The sequence below is a fragment of the uncultured Bacteroides sp. genome (assembly GCF_902491285.1).
Lineage (GTDB): Bacteria > Bacteroidota > Bacteroidia > Bacteroidales > Bacteroidaceae > Bacteroides.
In genome coordinates this window covers 42,217-65,219 of sequence record NZ_CABUHK010000024.1, presented here as the reverse complement: position 1 = coordinate 65,219, position 23,003 = coordinate 42,217, and the positions used below count along the sequence as shown (strand labels likewise).

At 41.8% G+C, this 23,003-nt stretch carries 13 protein-coding genes; 8 read left to right on the top strand and 5 right to left on the bottom strand.

Annotated features, from left to right (window positions below; translation table 11 throughout):
- The first annotated feature begins 177 nt into the window (after positions 1–177).
- Positions 178–6,099: a DUF3320 domain-containing protein gene (locus RDN93_RS08520; RefSeq protein WP_308745115.1), complete on the top strand. Its 5,922-nt coding sequence runs from the start codon at positions 178–180 to the stop codon at positions 6,097–6,099.
- 16 nt (positions 6,100–6,115) lie between these two features.
- On the opposite strand, the gene RDN93_RS08515 is transcribed toward RDN93_RS08520, so the two are convergent.
- From RDN93_RS08515 to RDN93_RS08495, 5 genes are all read right to left on the bottom strand, one after another.
- Positions 6,116–7,246, bottom strand: a complete 1,131-nt coding sequence (locus RDN93_RS08515) for a retron St85 family RNA-directed DNA polymerase (RefSeq protein WP_308745114.1) — start codon at positions 7,244–7,246, stop codon at positions 6,116–6,118.
- Positions 7,247–7,450: 204 nt separating this feature from the next.
- Positions 7,451–9,658, bottom strand: coding sequence for a DUF5686 family protein (locus tag RDN93_RS08510; protein ID WP_374047380.1), 2,208 nt, complete (start codon positions 9,656–9,658; stop codon positions 7,451–7,453).
- A gap of 168 nt (positions 9,659–9,826) precedes the next feature.
- On the bottom strand, positions 9,827–10,402 hold the full coding sequence (locus tag RDN93_RS08505; RefSeq protein ID WP_308745113.1) for a hypothetical protein: 576 nt from the start codon (positions 10,400–10,402) through the stop codon (positions 9,827–9,829).
- 60 nt (positions 10,403–10,462) lie between these two features.
- Positions 10,463–10,999 carry a DUF4468 domain-containing protein gene (locus tag RDN93_RS08500; RefSeq protein ID WP_308745112.1) on the bottom strand — a complete coding sequence of 179 codons (537 nt, stop codon included), beginning with the start codon at positions 10,997–10,999 and terminating at the stop codon, positions 10,463–10,465.
- A gap of 72 nt (positions 11,000–11,071) precedes the next feature.
- Positions 11,072–11,461, bottom strand: coding sequence for a DUF5640 domain-containing protein (locus RDN93_RS08495; protein WP_308745111.1), 390 nt, complete (start codon positions 11,459–11,461; stop codon positions 11,072–11,074).
- A 554-nt stretch (positions 11,462–12,015) separates the two neighbouring features.
- On the opposite strand from RDN93_RS08495, the gene RDN93_RS08490 reads away from it, so the two are divergent.
- The 7 genes from RDN93_RS08490 to RDN93_RS08460 all read left to right on the top strand — a co-directional run bounded on the left by RDN93_RS08490 (position 12,016) and on the right by RDN93_RS08460 (position 22,985).
- Positions 12,016–12,429 (top strand): HU family DNA-binding protein, encoded by a 414-nt coding sequence (locus RDN93_RS08490; protein ID WP_308745110.1) that lies wholly within the window; start codon positions 12,016–12,018, stop codon positions 12,427–12,429.
- 6 nt (positions 12,430–12,435) lie between these two features.
- Complete coding sequence (locus RDN93_RS08485) at positions 12,436–14,235, top strand: hypothetical protein (protein WP_308745109.1); 1,800 nt, start codon at positions 12,436–12,438, stop codon at positions 14,233–14,235.
- Positions 14,236–14,559: 324 nt separating this feature from the next.
- Positions 14,560–16,749, top strand: a complete 2,190-nt coding sequence (locus RDN93_RS08480; protein ID WP_308745108.1) for a glutamine synthetase III — start codon at positions 14,560–14,562, stop codon at positions 16,747–16,749.
- 116 nt (positions 16,750–16,865) lie between these two features.
- Positions 16,866–17,567 carry a Crp/Fnr family transcriptional regulator gene (locus tag RDN93_RS08475; protein WP_073347808.1) on the top strand — a complete coding sequence of 234 codons (702 nt, stop codon included), beginning with the start codon at positions 16,866–16,868 and terminating at the stop codon, positions 17,565–17,567.
- A gap of 31 nt (positions 17,568–17,598) precedes the next feature.
- Complete coding sequence (locus RDN93_RS08470) at positions 17,599–18,153, top strand: RNA polymerase sigma-70 factor (protein WP_308745107.1); 555 nt, start codon at positions 17,599–17,601, stop codon at positions 18,151–18,153.
- 66 nt (positions 18,154–18,219) lie between these two features.
- Positions 18,220–19,380 carry a FecR family protein gene (locus tag RDN93_RS08465; protein ID WP_308745106.1) on the top strand — a complete coding sequence of 387 codons (1,161 nt, stop codon included), beginning with the start codon at positions 18,220–18,222 and terminating at the stop codon, positions 19,378–19,380.
- Between the two features lie 26 nt (positions 19,381–19,406).
- Entirely contained in the window at positions 19,407–22,985 is a 3,579-nt protein-coding gene (locus RDN93_RS08460; protein WP_308745105.1) for a SusC/RagA family TonB-linked outer membrane protein, read from the top strand.
- Positions 22,986–23,003: the final 18 nt, after the last annotated feature.

Sequence of the window (23,003 nt, the reverse complement as noted above, 5' to 3'; positions counted from 1 at the left end):
GTTTTCCATTAATAAATAAATTGTTTAATACTTTAATTAAATAAGACATTATATTTTCTATAAATCGGGCGCAAAGGTAGGAATATTTTCTTGACTGACAAAAGAATGACTGAATAAAAGATGGTCATATCCGTATTTTTTGTAATATTGCAAGTCTTAATATATACAGTTTTTGCCATGGACGAGAGATTGGACAAAGTCAAGGTACAATTCGGCTATTTGCCGCTCATTAATTTTGCGATACAACAAAACAGCGCACCGGTCATTCATCAACTTTCCATTGAGAACATAACCTCTGCCCCATTAAAGGACATACAAGTGCAAATCACGGCTGAACCGGCTTTCGGGAATACTGTACCGACGGTTATCGAACAGATTCCGGCTAACAGTACAGTATCTCTGCAATCGCCCAGTCTCACGTTATCAGCCAACTATCTCACACAACTGACCGAACGTTTATCCGGCAATCTGAAGGTAGAAATCACTTCCGGGGAAACGCTGATATTTACCCGGACCTACCCTATCGACATTCTGGCTTATGACCAATGGGGCGGACTCAATATACTCCCCGAAATGCTGGCCGCCTTTATCACTCCCAACCATACCGCTATCTCACCTATTATAAAAAGGGCGGCTGCCATCTTAGGACAATGGACGGACAACCCGTCTCTCGACGAATATCAAAGCCGCAACCCGGACAGGGTAAGAAAGCAAATGGCAGCTATTTATACCGCCATCTCAGAACAGCAGATTATATACAGTACCGTTCCCGCAAGTTTTGAAGAGTACGGTCAACGTGTCCGGCTGGCTGATTCCGTGATGGCTCAGAAACTGGGAACTTGCCTGGATATGTCCTTGCTCTATGCTTCGTGCCTGGAAGCTATCGGGCTGAACGCACTTGTCATCATTACTCAAGGTCATGCATTCGCGGGAGCCTGGCTAGTGCCGGAAACCTTTCCCGACCCTACAATAGACGATGTTTCCTTATTAACCAAAAGGACGGCAGAAGGAATCTACGACATCACTTTAGTGGAAACGACCTGTATGAATATGGGGCATCAGTCCGACTTCGACGATGCCGTGAAGAAAGCGGACGGCAAACTGAAAGACGGCACTCCTTTCATACTTGCGGTAGATGTGAAAAGAGCGAGACATTCGGGAATCCGCCCCATCCCCCAACGCATATTGCACGGACAGATTTGGGAAATAGGAGAAAACCCACTGACTATCCAGAAGAACACGGTTCATGCTACGCCGCAAAGTATTAATCCTTATGATTTATCAGGCAGCGAAACTCAAACAGCCATCACCAAACAGTTGGTATGGGAAAGGCGGCTGCTCGATTTAAGCCTGCGCAATAACCTGCTGAATATCCGTATTACGAAAAATACGCTCCAACTTATTCCGGCAAATCTTGCCAGCCTGGAAGATGCTTTGGCGGACGGGGAAGAGTTCCGTATCCTTCACCGCCCTGCCGACTGGGAAAGTCCGGCTATGGAGTTCGGCATCTATTCATCCGTTCCCGAATCCAATCCGATTGTCGATTTTGTCAATTCGGAGCTTTCACAGAAAAGATTGCGTTTTTACTTATCCGAGAATGATTTAGGCAAGGCATTGACGCATCTCTACCGTTCTTCACGGACATCTATCGAAGAGAACGGAGCCAATACGCTTTATCTAGCATTGGGATTGCTGAAATGGTATGAGACTCCTTCCAGCGAACGTCCGCGTTACGCACCGATACTGCTGTTACCGGTCGAAATCATCCGCAAATCGGCAGCTAGAGGATATGTCATCCGTTCCCGTGAAGAGGAAACAATGATGAACATTACATTATTGGAGATGCTACGCCAAAATTTCGGCATCAGCGTACCCGGATTAGACCCGTTGCCAACCGACGGAAGCGGTGTGAACGTAAAGTTAATCTACTCCATCATCCGAAACTGCATCAAAAACCAACGCAAATGGGACGTTGAAGAGCAAGCCATTCTGGGCATATTCTCTTTCAATAAGTTTATCATGTGGAATGATATTCACAACAATGCCCACAAACTGATTCAGAACAAGATTGTATCCAGCCTCATCAACGGAAAGATAGAATGGGAAGCTGCTACGGAAGAGATGGACGCAAGTTACATGGACAAGCAACTGTCTCCTGCCGATATCGTATTACCTATCATCGCCGATTCTTCCCAACTGGAAGCCATATATGAAGCGGTGCACGACCAAACTTTTATCCTGCACGGCCCACCGGGAACAGGAAAATCGCAGACTATCACCAACATTATCGCCAACGCGCTCTATAAAGGTAAGCGGGTACTGTTTGTAGCAGAAAAGATGGCTGCCCTCTCCGTTGTCCAAAACAGATTGGCCGCTATCGGCCTTGCTCCGTTCTGCCTGGAAATCCACTCTAACAAGACGAAGAAATCTGCGGTTATCTCACAACTGAAAGAGACGACCGAAATCATCAGGCAGACACCACCCGAAGCATTCAAGAAAGAAGCCGAACGCTTACTTGGCTTACGGGCAGAGTTGAATAAATATATCGAAGCCCTGCATAAAGAGTATCCGTTCGGCATTTCATTATATGATGCGATTGTTCATTTTCAATCATCGGATGCCGAACCTTGTTTCGATATTCCCCTCTCCTACTTGGAGACATTGGATAAAGAAACATTTACCCGATGGGAAGACGCCATCGAATCTTTGGTACGAACAGCCAATGCGTGCGGACACCCTTACCAGCATCCGTTGACGGGTATCTCTATTTCAGAATATTCTTCTGCCGGAAAGGACGAAGCCGCACGTTCACTCACTGACTTTATTGACTTACTACAAGTTATCCGACAGAAACTAAACGCATTCTCCGTTCTTCTGACAGATACGGAAACGCACCCCACACGTACAGACTTTCAAACGATTGCGAACATTATCCGAGAAATACTTGATATTCCCGAACTTACTCCCGGATTATTGACTCTTCCATCGCTGAATGAGACTCTTGATGAATATCGTGAAGTAGTGAACCATGGTCGTAAACGTGACGAACTAAGAAAGACGATTGAAACCGGATTCACCAAAGAAATCCTGGAAACGAACGCCAAAGCAATGTTAGCCGAGTGGAACCGAGTATCCGCCCAGTGGTTTATTCCCAGGTATTTCGGGCAAAGAAAAATAAAGAAAGCGCTCCATGTATATGCACTGAAAGCCATCGAGCCGGATACCATCAAACCATTGCTCCACCAGATTGTCCAATACCAGGAAGAAGCAGAAGCCGTTCAGAAATACGCAAGCCAACTGCCTACCCTATTCGGACGATTCGGCAAGAATGAAGATTGGAATGTAATTGAACAGATTATCAATGACATGGTTACTCTCCATTCACATTTGTTGAGCTATTCGAAAGATGTCGCCAAAGTCTCACAAATCAAACGCAACCTGTCTGTACAACTGACTGAAGGAACACAAACATTCAGAGATATTCATGCCCATTCTCTCAATGAGTTACATCGGTATGCGAATGAACTCGTGAACATAGAACACAAACTTTCCGGAACTTTAGGCATATCAGCAGTAGAGCTTTATATAAATTCCACCGATTGGATAAACACAGGCATATCAAAAGCCCAAACATGGAAAGAGAATTTGGATAAGCTCAAAGACTGGTATCAATGGTTACAAGCTTACCGGACGCTCGACAGACTTAACATCGGATTTATAGCTACGGAATATAAAGAGAAGAATATCCCTACCGCCCAACTTGCCGGCAGTTTCTACAAGAGCTTTTATCAGGTTGCCATTCAGTATATCATTTCCAAAGAACCGACTTTGGAGTTATTCAATGGCAAGATATTCAATGATATTATAGCGAAGTACAAGCTAATATCCACTCAATTCGAAGAAACGACCAAAAAGGAGTTGTTTGCCAGATTGGCTTCCAATATTCCATCCTTCACTCATGAAGCTATCCAAAGCTCCGAAGTTGGCATACTCCAGAAGAACATCCGCAACAATGCACGCGGTATATCCATCCGTAAGTTGTTCGACCAAATTCCGACGTTGTTGTCGCGTATGTGCCCGTGCATGCTGATGAGTCCTCTTTCCGTTGCCCAATTCATTGATACGGATGCGGACAAGTTTGACCTGATAGTCTTTGACGAAGCATCGCAGATGCCGACTTATGAAGCCGTAGGCGCCATTGCCCGAGGCAAGAATGTGGTTATTGTAGGTGACCCGAAACAGATGCCGCCGACAAACTTCTTCTCGGTCAATACCATTGACGAAGATAATATTGAAATGGAAGATTTGGAGAGTATACTTGATGATTGCCTCGCCTTGTCTATTCCTTCCAAGTACTTGCTATGGCACTATCGAAGCAAACACGAAAGTCTTATCGCTTTCAGCAATTCCGAATATTATGACAATAAGTTGATGACATTCCCTTCTCCGGACAATATCGAATCCAAAGTCAGAATGGTGAATATCAACGGCTATTATGACAAAGGCAAGTCGCGTCAGAACCGGGCGGAAGCACAAGCAGTAGTCGATGAAATTGAAAGAAGATTGAGAAACGATGAATTAAGGAAGAAAAGCATCGGCGTAGTCACTTTCAGCATCGTCCAGCAGGCTTTAATAGAAGATTTATTGTCCGACCTCTTTATTGCCCACCCCGAACTGGAAACACTTGCTTTGGAATGTGAAGAGCCGCTATTTATCAAGAACTTGGAGAACGTGCAGGGAGACGAACGGGACGTGATTCTCTTTTCGGTAGGTTACGGGCCGGATGCCGCAGGACGTGTCAGCATGAACTTCGGCCCGCTAAACCGTGCGGGTGGAGAAAGGAGACTCAACGTAGCAGTCTCCCGTGCCCGGTACAAGATGATAATCTACTCTACCCTACGGTCGGACATGATAGACTTGAACCGGACTTCTTCCGTCGGAGTAGCCGGACTAAAACGTTTCCTGGAATACGCAGAGAAAGGAACAAGAAACGTCATCAATGGTTCTGCCGGTTCACTACCGGAAACATCTGCTTCTATCGAAAAAATCATTGCCGACAAGTTGCGTTCACTGGGATACACGGTGCATACCGACATCGGATGCTCAGGTTATAAAATAGATATAGGCATAGTAGATACCCAAAACGAGTCCAATTACCAACTAGGCATCATCTGCGACGGGAAAAATTACAAACGTACTAAAACCGCACGCGACCGGGAAATTGTTCAGAATAATGTCCTGAAAGCACTCGGCTGGAACATCTGCCGCATATGGACAATGGACTGGTGGGAAAAGCCGGATGAAGTAATTGCGTCCATACAGGAAGCAATCTCCCAAAAGAAAGAATCAAAAGCAGGTGCTGAATCGAAAACAAGTATTGAAACCAACCATGTTAAAACCAATACTATTCCAACAACCATAACAGAAGAAAAACAAAACAAAGAGCCTGTTTCAATCTCCGAAGGGAATGCAAATGAAACCTCATTTCCTCTCAAAGCATCTCCAGTTGCTGCCAAGAAGCAGCAGGATTCTGTTCCCATTAAACCAAACAGGCAGCAGAAGTATAAATCCGCCGAAGTCACTCCGGACAAATATCTGTCCGAAGATTTCTTCCTCACGGAAAGTTCCCCCATCCTTGTTTCCCAAATACGGAAAATTATAGAGAACGAAGCTCCTGTCAGTAAATCGTTACTTTGCAAGAAGATTCTGTCCGAATGGGGAATTAGCCGCCTGGGACCACGGATAGAAGCTCACATAGAAGCTATCCTCGATACACTGAATATCTACCGCACGGAACATGACGGATATGTTTATTGTTGGAAAGATAAAGAGCAATGCTGTTCGTATCCGGCTTACCGACCGGTTTCCGACCGGGATGTAACAGATATATCCCCTGAAGAAATAGCCAATGCCATCCGTCAGATACTAACCGACTCCATCAGCCTGCCTATAGCAGATTTGGTAAAAGCATGTGCGCAGACATTCGGCTTTCCCCGCATGGGTTCGACCATAGACGCTGCCATGCAGAGAGGAATCCGCGAAGCAGTGAAAAGAGATTATGCAAAAATAGAGAATGAACGGGTAACGATTGCCTATTAATACCGTTAAAGACTGATTAATACCGTTGCTCCAAACGTTTCAAGGCTATAATAGAATCGGATACATAAACGTTATCCGGTTCTATCGACCGCCAATAACAAAGTTCCCCGATAAGCCGTTTTAAATAGGCAGGGTCTTTGGAACCAATCCTATGCTGATGTTCCGCCAATCCTTTTGTCAGAATGAAATAAACATTCTTCCGAATCTCCCGCTTTCTTGTTTTAGGTATCGTCAGTTTCACACCGGAACTGACAGATACTCCTGTGATAATCTTCCTGTCATACTCATGCAGGAAACGAGTTTTTTTATGATTCGGCTCAAATTTCTCGTCCCGGATTATTTGTTTAATCCGAGAAATTATCCGGTCTTTAGGAAACACATCGCCCGAGAAAGTCAAGTCGTCGGCATAGCGGGTATATGTCAACCCATACTCTGCAGCCAACGCAGATAATTTCTTATCCATCTCGTAGCCGACAATATTACTCAATGACGGACTTGTAGGAGCTCCCTGAGGTAAGCAATTATGCAGACAACACAATATCCTAAAGACTTTTGCCACATTCGCCGGATATCCCATCCTCTCGAATGTATCCTTCACCCTCGGACTTCGTATAGAAAAGAAAAAATCATGAATATCCATTTTCAACACATACCGCTTTCCCAAATGAGGACCGGCATTGTCAATCACCGAATGTCCGCAACGGAAGCCGACTGCTGCCGGATGAACGGTAGTCACCGATGATAAGATCCGGGTGTTGATAATTGTCTGAATAGATTGAAGTTCCTTATGCGGAGCGGAAATCATCCGATACCCGCCCTTTCTTTTTCTTACCCAAAACTCGTGATAATGGGCAGGGATATTTTCGAGTATTTCTTTCAGTTTGTTGGCTTCTACCCCCAATAGGCTGGCGCACCAAACGACCGCTTCTTCATCAAACTTGGGAACATATGGAGCACGTGGAGCAGTTACCCCTAGAGCTCGTTGAAGCCAGATGCCATGCCCAGATTCGGACTCGGAAGGATTTTTCTCTTTCCCACCTGCTGTTGCTTTCCACCTTTTATAGCCCTCTTGCTTCCTACTCGAAGAAATCATTCTATAAATCAGGAAACCAGTGATTATAAGTATCGTTATTAAAATACCGTCCATTTTGTATCATGTATATAAAAAAGAGAGAAGAGGATGAGTTATTTACTAAAATAAATTTAGGTATTTATACCTAAGAATTTATTTTCTAGGAAAATACCTGTGCTTATGAGGCGACTACACCTCTTTTGTGCTAAATTTTGTCCTCATCCTCTTCTATACAAAGGTAGAAAAATCTTTCGATTTACGCAACAAGAGCGTAAAAAACTATCGGTTGAATAACTCAAATGTAAATTTGCAGCCTATTCCACCGAACTTCCAGTTCTCACTGCTCACAAAAACTCCGACATCAAAAATATGTGTACCGATGCCATATCCCACTTCCAGATAAGGCTGAAGATGAGGCATAGCAAGGGCGCTGACGTAAATCCGTTCATTCTGTACGTAGCGGGTATATTTCATCAGATGCTTCAGTATAAGGAATGGAGCTTCATAAGTGAAATGTCCGCGTACATAACGGCGGGAAGAGTTGTACCAACGTCCGTCGAGCACCTGAAACACACCGCCAATTTCATCGTTCCAACCTACAGGAAGATTGTGACGGGAGAAGTTGGCAAAATCCACAAAATACAATTCATCCTGATTGGTGAATGCGCCAAATCCGAAACGATAATAGATATTACGCATCAGTCCCAACCGGATTTGATGTTGAAGGTCGAACTCTATCCTTTCATATTCGCCTGTACTTTTGAATACACCTTTGATGCCCCGCTCGTAATCGACCGAGAAGGTAGGATATAAAGAACGGAGATTTATCTTTCGTTTTCCATTCATGTAATAGTAGAGTCCCGGCGTCCATTCCACCCGGATACGAGGAGCGAAACTGATATAGGTATTCTTGAATTTCTCCATAAATTCCGGAGGCGGCATCGGATAATCACCGGTTATCACAAAGCGGGAAGGCTCCACAGCCGTTCTCTTGTGAGCGGAGAACCCCAGACTAATATCCAAACCGTTGACTACCTCCAAAGTATGCCGGAAGTTAAAATACAAGTCCTTGAAATAATCAAGATGAATCAAATCGAAATTAAAGATACTGTCCGGCATTGCTTTCAACTCGTCCAGCACCTTACTACTATAAATACGGTTACCATTACCCACATTCAGGCGGAAGAATCCCCGTTTCTGCGGCCAATATTCAAAGTCGGCATTCAATGACCAGTAGAACTCCTTGCGGGTAAAATTATATCCGAGTTTAGGCACTATACGGAGCAATTTATCTCCCCTGAAAAGACGGTTGTAGCGAAAATCCTGCCGATAAGACAAACCGTTGCTTCCACTATAACTGAACAGGAGCGGGTTTATAAACGGAGAGAAGCGGACACTTCCGATATTAGACAGATTGAATTTGTAATCTTCCACCATCAGGTCGCCCATTGTCCCCCAGAAAGACTGGCTCTTGGACGGTTTCTGTATAATAGCCGTATCACGCCTCAACCTATAATCACTGTACAGTTTCTTCTCGTTTTCATCCAAAGGGATAGGTCGCATGATGGCAAAAGTCGAAGCATCTGTCTTATAGGCATTCGTGTCGCATTGCAAAGAGAATGATTCCGACAGATTATAATTCGTCTTCTCTTTCTTGCGCACTTTCTTTTCTTTCAGTTCGATGGATTTGTAATCTAAAGAAGCGGTGTAGTTGCCATCAACCTTATTGCCAAGAAATTTAAAAAGGGCTTCCACATCATAACGCACAGGCAGAAATTCATTTTTCTTGCCTACGTCTCCCATCTTAATCCAGCAGGTGAATGTTATCAGTTCCGACCGTCCCGAAAAACGGATTTCCCGGACACTCCAGACATTACTACTGACAATCATGTAACCGCCTACCAACTGGTCACTCTTTGTCCGGGGAATAAAACGTACCCGATAATCCAGATTATTCGGGTCTCCCATCACACTGTCTATCCGGTATTTATAATATTTTTGCCCGTTCTTGGCCAATGGCGACAGTAACCGTTCGTCATTCAGCAGAGAAGAAGAGTAGATGTTCACATTAAAATATTCGAGCAATCCCGGCAGTCCTCTGTTTCCCCTTACAGTTCCCTGTGAGGCTTTTACTTTCTGATCGTATATATTGGGAGCGGTATAATGAAGGTCACTGTAAGTTTCGAGCAGATACTCGCGCACCCCCTTTTGCAAACGGAACATAGAAGGTACATAGCGAAGGATAAAATTCTTTTTCTGAATATCCATCTTACCCTTTATATATAGGTTGGCACGATAATCACTGACTATCGTTTCATATAAAGGCGCAAAAGTCATGACACGCCCAATGATGGAATCGGCAGAAATTTCCTGACGGGTATAAGGATTCATTATATAGTTACCAGCTGCCCCCTTTAAAGTAAAAGAGAACATGCATAGTATGCATCCTATCAGTATTTTATCTCTCAATCGTCGTATCTCCTTCATTAACGTAGGCAAATATAAAAAAGAATATCGAAAAGCAAGGAGATTGGGGTACTAAAAAGAGTTATTGAAGAAAACTAGTAATAAAAGACAGAGGGACTATCCAGCATTACAGATAGCCCCTCTCCTACATACATAACCATTTTAGTATAGGAAATAAAAGATAGCAAATTAAATATCATTCAATGAATTTTCATCTTCTTCTTTCTCCTTTATCTTCACATTTACTTTATCTTCATATCTAACCTGAATTTGTCCATACTGATTAATATCTACTATAATCCCCCCTTTGTCAAGTGTCCAAAAACTTATATAATTACATTTTTCTTTACGTAATGCTTGTAATTCATATCCGTCTCCTTCATAATATGGTGAAGAGAAAAACTCAAAATGATCTTTAGGCTCTCCATATTTTTTTGTAAAAAGTTCCACCATTTCATTATAATCACTTTTCAAAGATGTCCATGATTCCTGTTTTGAATAGTAAACACTAACCTTCCATACAGTCTTCGTTTTAGGAGAAGAGAGAATTAAGACTTCTACCCATTTGCCTGTAAACAAACCTTTCATTAAAGCCACATGCTCTCTTGGGGATTTTTGTAAAGTAAAACCATTCTTCTCCATTTTCTCCACAAAAGAAGACAAACTCCCATCTAAAGATATTCCCTTAAATTCAATATGAGAATCCTGAGAATAAATATAATTCGCTATAAATAGAACAAGAAACAAACTATATATCTTTTTCATAACTATATATTGATATTATTGTTTATAGATACCTCAAATAACACTTTGCCAGTTCTCTAATTAGAAATCATCTTCTATTGAAATATACTTATTATATTGAGTTAATATTGCATTGAACTCAGCCCGCAATTCATCCATCATTTCAATCGCTTTTTTCTTAGAAATTCCACGTCCCATTTTTTTAGTATCAGGAACATTATCTCCTGTAAAATATGGAATTAAAGGCACACTATATACCTTACCGGCACCCGTTTGTTCTGCTGAGACACAATTTATATCGTATATTTCTATTTTATATTTGTTATCTTTAAACCTAAACTTCGTCAAATACTCATACTTATATACACATTTTAGCCCCATCCCCACGCTAATAGAAAATTCTTTTTCCGTTTTAACTTGTATTATTCCACTATCTTTATCCTCATTCTGTATTGAATGTGTAGGATTATTCCATTTATCCGAAATAAACATCTTAGCTTTTGAGAACAATTCATTTTTGCTCAACGAAACTTCTTTGACCTCCTCTATTTTAGAAGAATTCTGCGCACATAAACCAATAGGCAAAACAACTAAAAGAAAAATAAGAATTTTATTCATAATCACATCTTTAATATTTAGAAATTCATTAAATGACAAGTACTGAAATGATAGATTAACTTATATAGAAAATCATTCTATTCTCTTATAAGTTCCACTTTCCTGACCATTGCTTATTTTCAAGACATCTTTTGAGAACAAACATTCCCATACTCTTTCCTGTCCCTCGAGCTTATTTCCACCATCAGAATAAGTGATTACAATATTAATATTGTTACCTGAGATTTTATAGGTAAACAAATAATTGGTTGCAAAATCAGCCCCGTTGAGAAGTGCGTAATATCCAGTCCCATCATTCTCGAATTTCAGGTATTTATGAACACCTTCCGTACCAGTAGACCATGTCCCTATTATTTCTTCAGAGTTCAAATCAATCCAGTCATCATCAGAAGAAGAGCAACTACCCAAACCCAATAGTATTGGGAATAACAGAATTAACACAAAATATAAATTCTTTTTCATCTTATATAAATATTTAGTTTGTTATATCGTTTGTGTTTTATTAGCAAAACCTCAAAAAGAAATAAGATTATTGCACTTTTTTTGATATAATATGGTTAGTGGAGGGATTCAGAGATAGTTTACCGTTATCTTCATCAATACTATTGTATCCATATAAAAATGATAATACCAGTAAGAAAAATAGACCTGTCTTCATATTGCCTGCTTTTAATTTGTGAATGATGCTGCAAAGTAACGTACTTCTTCACATATAATCAAACTTTTTATTATCTTTTTTCGAAAAAACGCTCTTTCCTTTGCCGCACAATATCTTTTTTCTACCTTTGCAATATTATAAACGACAAGATGTTTTTACCAATTCATAAGGAAGAATTAATCACTTCTACCACACAGATTAATAATTTCCCCTTATCTTTTAGCAATTTCATCCGCTTGAATTAATCTGTTGCACTTGGGCAACTAGCCAGATACACTTGTGCAACAATCCAGTTACACTAATCCATTCCGGTGAATGCCCAACTGCAACAAACAGTGATAATCTAAAAGGAATTATTATGAGCATACTTTACAAGACAACCCGCTTTGCAGATACTTTCAGTGGTGACAAAGAAACTAATGTACGGGTACAACTATTATCATGGGATACACTGGACACCAAAGCGTTCGTTGAGTATCTGGCCGACAAGCATAACATTTCCAAAGGCGATGTATACAAAATCCTCAGCATGGTATTGGAAGGCATAGAAGCCATTCTGAGAAATGGCAATATTCTCAATCTGGACGATTTTGGCAGTTTCTCCCTCAATGGCAGTTTCTGTGAAGACAAAGAGCCCGGCAAAAACCATCGCGCGGAATCCATAGAAGTGAAGAATATCGTATTCAAAGCGGAAAAGCGCTTGAAGAGACGGATAACTGCGGCAGGATTTGAGAAATACAATCCTGAAAGACATAACAAACGAAAATACTAAAACAATATGGAATACGACAGAACTTACTCCATCCGAAAAGGTGAGTACTTCGCGGATGCACTGAAACGCGCCGGTAAAGACTTTATCCCGACCAATTGTATCATCAACAAGTTACTGCCCGGACTGGGAGCTACACATTGCGAACTGACAGCACAGCGGAAATCGATCATTATCGAACCTAACGTACCTGTTATCGAGTCGAAAGCGAAGAAGCACAAGAACGCGCTGGCTGTCTACAAAGGGGTGACTATCCGGAAGGTAGCTGATTTTCTGGAAGAAAACCGTGATAAAGATTACAAGTTGTTGACTACTCCCGAAGGTTTCACGAAAATCAAGGAAGCAATGCAAGCGGTGGGGATAGATATGTACACAGAATGTTTCATCCTGTTTGATGAATGCGAGAAGTTAGTGCAGGACGTACATTACCGTGATTCTATCCGCGAACCGATGAACGATTTCTTTCATTTCCAAAACAAGGCACTGATATCCGCCACCCCTATCATACCCGAAAAGGATAATCGTTTCGACGGCTTTACACGCGTACTGATTAAACCGGATTACGCATATCGCCAAAAGCTGAAACTTATCACTACGAATAATGTACTGGAAACATTGCAGGAAGTGATTGAAGCGAAGCGCGGAACGGTCTGCATCTTCTGCAACAGCATCGACTCGATAGACAGTTTTTACCGATTGATACCCGAACTGAGTAATGCATGTACTTTTTGCAGCGAAGACGGGCAATACAAACTATGGAAAGGTAACCGACGCAAGAAATCAATGATGATTACCGAACTGGAACGCTATAATTTCTTCACCTCACGTTTCTATTCGGCAGTAGACATCGTGTGCAAGAATCCCCCGCATGTGATTTTCATCAGCGATTTATACGGCGCCGCACAATCGGTTATCGACCCGGCTACCGAAGCTATCCAAATCATCGGGCGTTTCCGGGGCGGAGTAAACAGTGTGACACATATTGCTTCTATCCGTCCGGAACTGGAATGTATGTCTTCATCGGAAATTGACTGCTGGATTCAGGGAGCAACTACCGTTTTCAACGGATGGAAAGCACAACTGGCACGGACGTCGAATATAGGCGAACGTACCTTATTGCAGGAAGCTATTGGAGAAAATTCCTATCTTCCTTATCTGGACGAGAACGGAAAACCCGATCCGTTCCTGATAGCTAATTTCTATGAGAAGGAACAAGTGAAACGTCTATATACATCTACCGAGCTGTTGTGTAATGCCTATCAGCAGACCAATTATTTTGAGTTCTCACATGAAGAACGCCTTATGCCGATTTCGGACAATGAGCGTATGGCAATCCAGCACCGACTGGCAAAGAAAAAGCGGGCGGAGCTTATCGTCCGCAAACTGGAAGAGATGGAGAAGATAAATAGAGCCACTGACAAGAAACTGCAAAAGCGTTACCAACGTATGTTAGGAAATCTGATTACTTCGACCGCCGACAGGTATATATACGATTGTTTCTGCCGGTTCGGAGCTGAATTTATCCGGGAATCCGATTATAACGAGAACAAACTGCGTACGGCATTGAATGTCAGCAGCGAACATACGATTAAGAAATCGGGACAAATGCGGACGGCCATCCAACGTACTTTTCCCGCAGGTTCCGAATTTTCCGTTCAGGAAATAAAAAGCATGCTCAAACAGGTATACAAGAAGATGGGACTGAATACGGGAAGAGGCATCACGACAAAGGAACTGGAACAATATGTAGAAGTGGAAAAAGGATGGAAACATGACAACAGAACAGTCAAAATACTGAAATTCAAATAATTGAAAAGAAAATGCAGTTTATCTTCCCAAAAAAGCAAAAACTCTATATAAGTTTTCTGTAAACTTCTCTTATTTCAGGGCTATTTTTAGTACTAAATCATTGATTATAAGCTCTGCCACATTTTTGTTTTTCCCCGTATAATACTTAAAATAAAAACAAAAATGTGGCATGGAATTACCCTAGTCTGCTAAATCCGTCTATTATACCAGAGGGGTATTTCTCAAAAAATATACTATTTCCCCAAATTACCCCCTAAAAAATAGGGGTACTTTCAGAAAAAACATATAATTTTGCGCCATCAACCGATAAAAAACAGACCATTTATGTCTAAAATGAGATTTTTTGCATTACAAGAGCTTTCCAACCGGAAACCTTTGGAAGTTACTGCTCCTTCCAACAAACTCTCTGATTATTATGGTAGCCACGTGTTCGACCGCAAGAAGATGCAGGAGTATCTTCCTAAGGAAGCCTATAAGGCTGTGACCGATGCCATCGAAAAGGGTACGCCTATCAGCCGCGAAGTGGCAGACCTGGTTGCCAACGGTATGAAAAGCTGGGCCAAGTCACTCAACGTCACTCATTACACACACTGGTTCCAACCTCTGACAGACGGAACAGCCGAAAAGCATGACGGCTTTATCGAGTTTGGTGAAGACGGCGGAGTTATCGAACGCTTCTCCGGAAAATTACTTATCCAGCAAGAACCGGACGCTTCTTCTTTTCCCAACGGTGGTATCCGCAATACTTTCGAGGCACGCGGTTATACGGCATGGGATGTCTCTTCACCGGCATTCGTAGTAGATACGACTCTTTGTATCCCTACCATCTTTATTTCTTATACGGGCGAAGCACTGGACTACAAGACTCCGTTGTTGAAGGCACTTGCTGCCGTAGATAAAGCGGCTACGGAGGTATGCCAGTTGTTCGACAAGAACGTGACGCGCGTCTATACAAACTTGGGATGGGAACAGGAGTATTTTCTTGTCGACTCTTCCTTATATAATGCACGCCCCGACCTCTGTCTGACCGGACGGACATTGATGGGACATTCTTCTGCCAAAGACCAGCAGTTGGAAGACCACTATTTCGGTTCTATCCCGCCGCGCGTCACTGCATTTATGAAAGAACTCGAAATAGAATGTCATAAACTGGGGATTCCCGCCAAGACCCGTCATAACGAAGTAGCACCCAACCAGTTCGAGCTGGCTCCTATCTTCGAGAACTGTAATCTGGCAAACGACCATAATCAGCTCGTCATGGACTTGATGAAACGCATTGCCCGCAAGCATCACTTCAACGTACTTCTGCACGAGAAACCTTACAGCGGCGTGAACGGCTCCGGCAAACACAACAACTGGTCTCTTTGCACCGACACAGGCGTCAACCTGTTTGCACCGGGCAAGAATCCGAAAGGAAATATGCTATTCCTTACTTTCCTGGTGAATGTGCTGATGATGGTTTATAAGAACCAGAATCTATTGCGTGCTTCTATTATGAGTGCCAGCAACAGTCACCGCCTGGGAGCCAACGAAGCTCCTCCCGCTATTCTTTCCTGCTTTCTGGGTTCACAACTTTCGGCAACTCTTGACGAAATTGTACGCCAGGTGGGAAACGAGAAAATGACCCCAGAAGAAAAGACAACGCTGAAACTGGGTATCGGACGTATACCCGAAATTCTGCTCGACACAACCGACCGTAACCGTACCTCCCCTTTCGCCTTCACCGGAAACCGGTTTGAGTTCCGTGCCGCAGGTTCTTCTTCCAACTGTGCCGCCGCCATGATTGCTATCAACGCTGCCATGGCAAACCAGTTGAACGAATTCCGCGCATCGGTGGAAAAGCTTATGGAGGAAGGAGTAGGCAAAGACGAAGCTATCTTCCGTCTGCTGAAAGAGACAATCATCGCTTCCGAACCGATCCGTTTCGAAGGCGACGGCTATTCCGAAGAATGGAAACAGGAAGCTGCACGCCGCGGACTGACCAACATCTGCCACGTCCCGGAAGCTCTGATGCACTACGTTGACAATCAATCCAAATCCGTACTTATCGGCGAACGCATTTTCAACGAAACGGAGTTGAACAGCCGTTTGGAAGTGGAATTGGAGAAATACACCATGAAGGTTCAGATTGAAGGCCGTGTATTGGGCGACCTCGCTATCAACCACATCGTGCCGACTGCCGTGGCTTATCAGAATCGCCTGCTCGAAAATCTTCGCGGAATGAAGGAAATCTTCTCTGCCGAAGAATACGAAGTGTTGAGCGCCGACCGTAAAGAGTTGATTCGTGAGATCTCCCACCGGGTGACCTCCATTAAAATACTGGTCCGTGAAATGACCGAAGCGCGAAAAGTAGCCAACCACCTTGAAAACTACAAGGAAAGAGCATTTGCATACGAAGATAAAGTGCGTCCGTATCTCGACCAGATACGAGATCACATCGACCATTTAGAAATGGAAGTAGACGATGAAATATGGCCTCTACCGAAGTATAGGGAACTGTTATTTACTAAATAAAATGTTTTCAAGATTGCACGAAAGCTACCGCTTTTGTGCAATCTTTTTATAGATTCGTTCATTTTCTCATTTTTTATTTTTACTTTTGTGCTGTATAACACAGTTTTGTAGCACCCATGGTAAAAATGAACATGTCAGACATCGATATTTCGGAACCACTATCCGATATGATAGCTCCTTTGAATAATGAACAAAAGGAGTTTCTGATGAATAATTATACGATACAGACCTACAAAAAGAATGAAACCATCTATTGTGAAGGCGAAACACCATCTCATCTGATGTGCCTCATCAGTGGCAAAGTCAAAATCTTTAAAGATGGCGTAGGGGGTAGAAGTCAGATTATCCGCATGATTAAGCCACGCGAATACTTTGCCTATCGTGCCTATTTTGCCAAACAGGATTTTGTAACTGCCGCCGCTGCTTTCGAGCCTTCTGTTGTCTGTCTTATACCAATGAGTGCCATTACTACTTTAGTTGCCCAAAATAATGACTTGGCAATGTTCTTTATCCGCCAGCTTTCTATCGACCTTGGCATCTCCGATGAACGCACTGTCAATCTGACCCAAAAACATATCCGCGGACGTCTCGCAGAATCCTTGATTTTCCTGAAAGAAAGTTATGGACTGGAAGAAGACGGTTCAACCCTGAGTATTTACCTGTCACGCGAAGATTTGGCAAATCTTTCGAATATGACTACTTCGAACGCTATCCGCACGCTGTCCCAGTTTGCTACGGAGAGACTGATTACTATCGACGGAAGAAAGATAAAAATCATCGAAGAAGAGAAATTGAAGAAAATAAGCAAGATTGGATAACATACCGCTTATCGCAATCCGACTCTAAATAGTGAGCATATATATAGAAAATATCATTGCAGACATAAAACGGGGTAACAAAAACGCTTTCAAAAAGCTATTTGATGACTACTACCCTATTCTTTGTGTTTTCTCCTCCCACTATATTGATGACAAAGAAGTCTGCAAAGATATCGCACAAGATGCATTACTAGCATATTGGGAACGAAAAGAAGATTTCAATGACATCCCGAAAGTAAAAAGTTTCCTTTATACCGTCACCAGAAATAAATGTCTGAATCATCTCAAACATGAACAATTAGAAATTCCTGTTTTCTCTGGACAAGAAGAGTTTGATAACGGTTTCGAAGCAGCCATAATTGAGCAGGAAACATTCCGCATAGTTCGCAAAGCGGTAGAAGAATTGCCTACTCAAATGCGGAATATCATCTTATATTCTATGAAAGGCTTAAAAAACCATGAGATTGCTAACAAATTGCAAATCTCAGAAGGGACTGTCCATACGTTAAAAAAAATAGCCTATCGCAAGCTCCGCGAAACTCTCAAGGGCATAAATTATACCTTATTACTCTTTTTATGTAAATAAAGTGACTTTTTGATTACCCCGTTTTTTCGATTGGATTGTTTTATATACAAACAAATCCTAAAAACGATGAATTCATTCAAAGAAAACTTTAGAATTGCAAAAATCCTTGCTTCTCTATTCACTCATTCATCTATCCCGGAGGAAGAAAAAGCCTACCATGAATGGATTAATGAAAATCCGGAGCATCAAAAGCTAGCCAAACGAATATTGAATGAGGAAACGTATGAAAGAAACACACAGTTAATTAAAAGTTTCTCTTCGCAAAAAGCATGGGACAGAATCTACCCGCTACTAGGAGGAGAAAAATCATCCGGTTTCCTTTCATGGAGAAAAAGTCTGAAATATGCGGCTCTTATCCTGCTGCTGATAATACCGGTTTCCTACCTTTTATATAATTGGGTATCCGGAGAACCAATCGGCGAAATCACTCCGGGAACCCATGGTGGAGAATTGACTTTAAGTAATGGAACCACTTTCAATCTTTTTGATAATATTCTACCGGAAGGTGCAACTGAAGTATTCATCATTGACTCCAAAGGGATTAATTATCAGACTCCTGCCAACAATCCCAAAGTGAAGGATATCAAAAATACGCTTCGTACATTGCATGGAATGGAATGTCACATTGTCCTTTCGGATGGAACAAAAGTACATTTGAATGCAGAATCCCAACTGACTTACCCGATTTGTTTCAACGATAATGAACGTATCGTACAGGTTGAGGGTGAAGCTTATTTCGATGTTGCTCCAGATAAAACACATCCGTTTATCGTGCAAACACCGCATACTTCTATTCAGGTGACAGGAACTTCTTTCAACGTAAGGGCTTATGCGGATGAAGAAGTAGAAAGTACAACACTAGTCAGTGGAGCTGTAAAAATTAACAGTGAAAATGACGTATTTGAATTAATCCCCAACCAGCACTACACTTATAATAAAAGTACTAACACAAATATTGTCACTAATATAAACACAGACCTGTATACATCCTGGAAGTCCGGTTCATTCATCTTTTTAAATATTCCTCTTGAGAATGTAATGTCATATCTTTCTAAATGGTATGGATTCCAATATTCATTCGAAGATGAAACTGCCAAACAAGTACGAATCGGGGCTTACCTTAATCGTTACGAAAACATGAACCCGATTATCGACATGATAAAAGGATTAAACTTGGTAAATATCAAGCAACGAGAAGGCATCTTACATATTTCCTATAAACAATAATAATATACATATATAACTAACGCATTATGAAAAGACGAACGCAATTCCTATCACGGGAGATATCTCATGTAAGCAGAAACATTGTGAAACTCTGCTTTTTATGGATACTCTCCCTTTCTTCACTTATGATTCAAGCGCAAGACAACCAAAGAATCTCTATCGACTTAAAAGGAGAAACTTTGGAATCAGCACTTTGGTATCTACAAAATCGTACAAAATTTATCTTTATGTATGCCACGGAAGATATTGCTAATGTAACTGATATCACTGTTAAGGCTAAAGATAAAACTATTACTGAAATTCTAGATGAATGTCTGGAAGGTACAAATTTGACTTATGAAATTTCCGGTAGTGCAATCGTAATAAAGAAAAGGCAAAATCAAAAAGTAACCATCAGCGGTTGGATTCGCGACACCAGTGGTGAGGCATTACCTGGGGCCACTGTTACAATCCGGGGATCTAAACATGGGGCTATCGCCGGACTAGACGGACATTATACTTTCAATATTCCGGCACAGGAGGGATTGATCCTTACTTTTTCTTTTATCGGAATGGAAAAGAAAACGGTAAAATATACGGGTAAGAAAACAATCAATGTCACCTTAAGTGGTTCCAGTACAGAAATTGATGAAGTTGTAGTGACCGGATATCAAAATATTCAACGTCGCGACCTCGTAGGTTCTATAACTACGATCAAAGCGAAAGATATTATAATGCCTTCTTATACTACTATTGACCAGATGTTGCAAGGACGTGTAGCAGGTATGGTTGTCACTAATTCAAGTAGCCGTGTAGGTACTGCTCCTAAAATTCAGATTCGAGGAACCAGTACGCTGCAAGGAAATCGTGATCCATTGTGGGTAGTAGACGGCATTATCCAAGAAGATTTCCAAGTAACACTAGATAACGGTGAACTGATGACCAAAAACTTAAAGGATATCATCGGTAATCAAATTTCATGGCTAAATCCTGCCGACATCGAAAACATCACAATTTTGAAAGATGCTTCCGCCACTGCTATCTATGGTTCGAAAGCATCTAATGGGGTAATCGAAATCACAACTAAAAAAAATACTACTGACAGACTGACAGTGAACTACTCTACCAATTTCAACATCGGACAACGTCCCAATTATGGAATGTTCAATTTTATGAACTCTCAAGAACGTATCCGTTTTTCACAAGAGGCATTCGATGCCGGCATCTCTTACATAACAATGCCCTACAAAGATCCTAACACTTATGAAGGTCTGTTACGTATGTTACAGGAACACGATATTTCAGACATCGAATACAGAGCACTTTATAACGCCATGGAAACCCGCAATACAGACTGGTTCAAACGTCTGACACGCCGCTCGTTCAGCCATACTCACAATATTAGCGTTTCTGGTGGAACAAATAAGTTCAGCTATTCGGCATCTATGGGGTATAACAACAGCGAAGGTCAAGAAATAGGGAATGATAACGAACGTATGACCGGACGTATCGCCCTCATGTTACGTCCAATAGAAAAACTAACTATCAGCCTGACATTAAACGGTAGTGTTTCTACCACCAACGGTTTCTTCGATAATGTCAATCCTATGAGTTACGCCACTAGCACGAACCGTGCCATTGATCCAGACGCTTACTATATGCAAGAGAACGGATACCACTATAAAACAGGTAATAAAGAAACTCTTTCATATAATTTCATCAATGAACGAGATAACAGTGGCTCGAAAGCGCGTTCAAATTTTATGTCCGCCTCTTTAGATGTAAACTGGCATATCCTCGACTGGTTAACCTATCAATTTACCGGAGGTTATTCAAACAATAATAGTACCAATGAAAGCTGGGCTACTGAACGTACATACTACATAGCCAACGAGTATCGTGGATACGATTTTAATTCCGTAACTCCAACCAGCCCTGAATTTAAGGCCGCACAACTTCCATTCGGAGGTAAATTGTATACAAATGATAATAATCAGTACTCTTACAATATTCAGAACAAATTACAATTCAGCAAGGCATTCAACGCTGACAACCGATTAAATGCATTATTAGGTATGGAGCTCCGTTCCTCTACAGCCAAAGGGACCGCCAATACCGTCTGGGGATATGTCCCGGACAGAGGCGAACGCATCGTAGCACCTACCATACCAAGCGAAGTAGTATCACCGGAAGGAAGTCCTACAGGCTGGGGAATATTAAAAGAAATCTATAACAGAGGTTGGCAAAGAACAAACAACACCAACAACTTCCTTTCGTTTTTTGCCACTTTCGCATATTCATTCAAAAACCGCTATGTAGTGAATGCCAATGTGCGAAATGATGCTTCCAATGTATTCGGACAGGATATCAATCACCGTATCGACCCGACTTATTCATTCGGTTTCTCCTGGAGGGCATCAGAAGAAGCTTTCTTCCAAAAGTATCTGTCATGGATCACTACACTTAATTTCAGAGGAACATTCGGTATTCAAGGGAATGCTTTGACACGCGAAAGTCCCGAACTAATCTTAAATCAACAGGGAGTACAACCCGGATACAACCGCTACTACTCTACTATCAGCCAGATCCCCAACCCATACCTTTCATGGGAACGTACCAAGAACTGGAATTTTGGTGTGGATCTAGAACTATTCCGCATGTTTTACATGAACCTAGAATATTACACCCGACGTTCCAATGCAGTAATCGGTGTTGATTTGCCATTCGAATACGGAATTGACCAGATGAAACGTAACGGTGGAATTATTTACAATAGAGGTATTGAATATACATTATCATTCACACCTATTCAGAAACGTGATTTCGCCTTGAATGTTAACCTGAATGCCTCTAAAAACTGGAATAAAGGCGGAGAAACCAAGATTGACAGAAACACAACAATGTACCTGAATGGAAACGGCACCCAAATCTTAAAAGAGGGGTATCCGTTAAGTGCATTCTGGTCATACTCTTTTGCAGGTCTTGACGGAAGTAATGGTAAACCGACATTCAACTACGTTGAAGTTCCGGAAGAAGAAAAAAGTAAAGACATCGATCCGACCACTTACCTTGTATATTCCGGAGAAAAAGAGCCGTTCTTCACCGGAGGTCTCGGTTTAAGTTTCCGCTACAAGTCTTTGTCATTGAACACTAGCTTCTCCCTTTTATTAGGTAGCCATAAACGTTTGCCGTCACCTTACAATGATTTCCGAGGGGATCATAATATGATGCCCGATCCGACTAAGAATATAAACCGGGATTTACTGAATCGTTGGCAAAAACCAGGGGACGAAGCTCACACAAATATCCCCGGACTACCGACATGGCCGTTAGGAATAGCCTGGACTTTGCCTAACACAGATAACGGAGAATCTGCCATTCCAATGTGGGAAAAATCAGATGCTATGGTAGTTAATGCTTCATTCCTGCGTTGCCGCAACATCGGACTATCCTGGCAAATGAAAAAAGAATGGTGCGACAAGATACATGCCAAAAACCTGTCTGTCAATTTCAATATGGACAACATATTTGTAATAGCCAGCAAACGCTTTAACGGCTTCGACCCGGAATTAGAGAACAGCATCATGCCACGCTCTTTTTCATTGGGACTTAATATCGGATTTTAAACAATAAACAAAGAGAGA

Excerpts from the sequence above, each read along its gene's own strand:
- RDN93_RS08500 (WP_308745112.1), bottom strand. The coding sequence starts at position 10,999 with ATGAATAAAATTCTTATTTTTCTTTTAGTTGTTTTGCCTATTGGTTTA.
- RDN93_RS08480 (WP_308745108.1), top strand. The coding sequence starts at position 14,560 with ATGTCTAAAATGAGATTTTTTGCATTACAAGAGCTTTCCAACCGGAAA.
- RDN93_RS08510 (WP_374047380.1), bottom strand. The coding sequence starts at position 9,658 with ATGAAGGAGATACGACGATTGAGAGATAAAATACTGATAGGATGCATA.
- RDN93_RS08505 (WP_308745113.1), bottom strand. The coding sequence starts at position 10,402 with ATGAAAAAGATATATAGTTTGTTTCTTGTTCTATTTATAGCGAATTAT.
- RDN93_RS08465 (WP_308745106.1), top strand. The coding sequence starts at position 18,220 with ATGAATTCATTCAAAGAAAACTTTAGAATTGCAAAAATCCTTGCTTCT.
- RDN93_RS08490 (WP_308745110.1), top strand. The coding sequence starts at position 12,016 with ATGAGCATACTTTACAAGACAACCCGCTTTGCAGATACTTTCAGTGGT.
- RDN93_RS08495 (WP_308745111.1), bottom strand. The coding sequence starts at position 11,461 with ATGAAAAAGAATTTATATTTTGTGTTAATTCTGTTATTCCCAATACTA.
- RDN93_RS08485 (WP_308745109.1), top strand. The coding sequence starts at position 12,436 with ATGGAATACGACAGAACTTACTCCATCCGAAAAGGTGAGTACTTCGCG.
- RDN93_RS08520 (WP_308745115.1), top strand. The coding sequence starts at position 178 with ATGGACGAGAGATTGGACAAAGTCAAGGTACAATTCGGCTATTTGCCG.
- RDN93_RS08460 (WP_308745105.1), top strand. The coding sequence starts at position 19,407 with ATGAAAAGACGAACGCAATTCCTATCACGGGAGATATCTCATGTAAGC.
- RDN93_RS08475 (WP_073347808.1), top strand. The coding sequence starts at position 16,866 with ATGGTAAAAATGAACATGTCAGACATCGATATTTCGGAACCACTATCC.
- RDN93_RS08515 (WP_308745114.1), bottom strand. The coding sequence starts at position 7,246 with ATGGACGGTATTTTAATAACGATACTTATAATCACTGGTTTCCTGATT.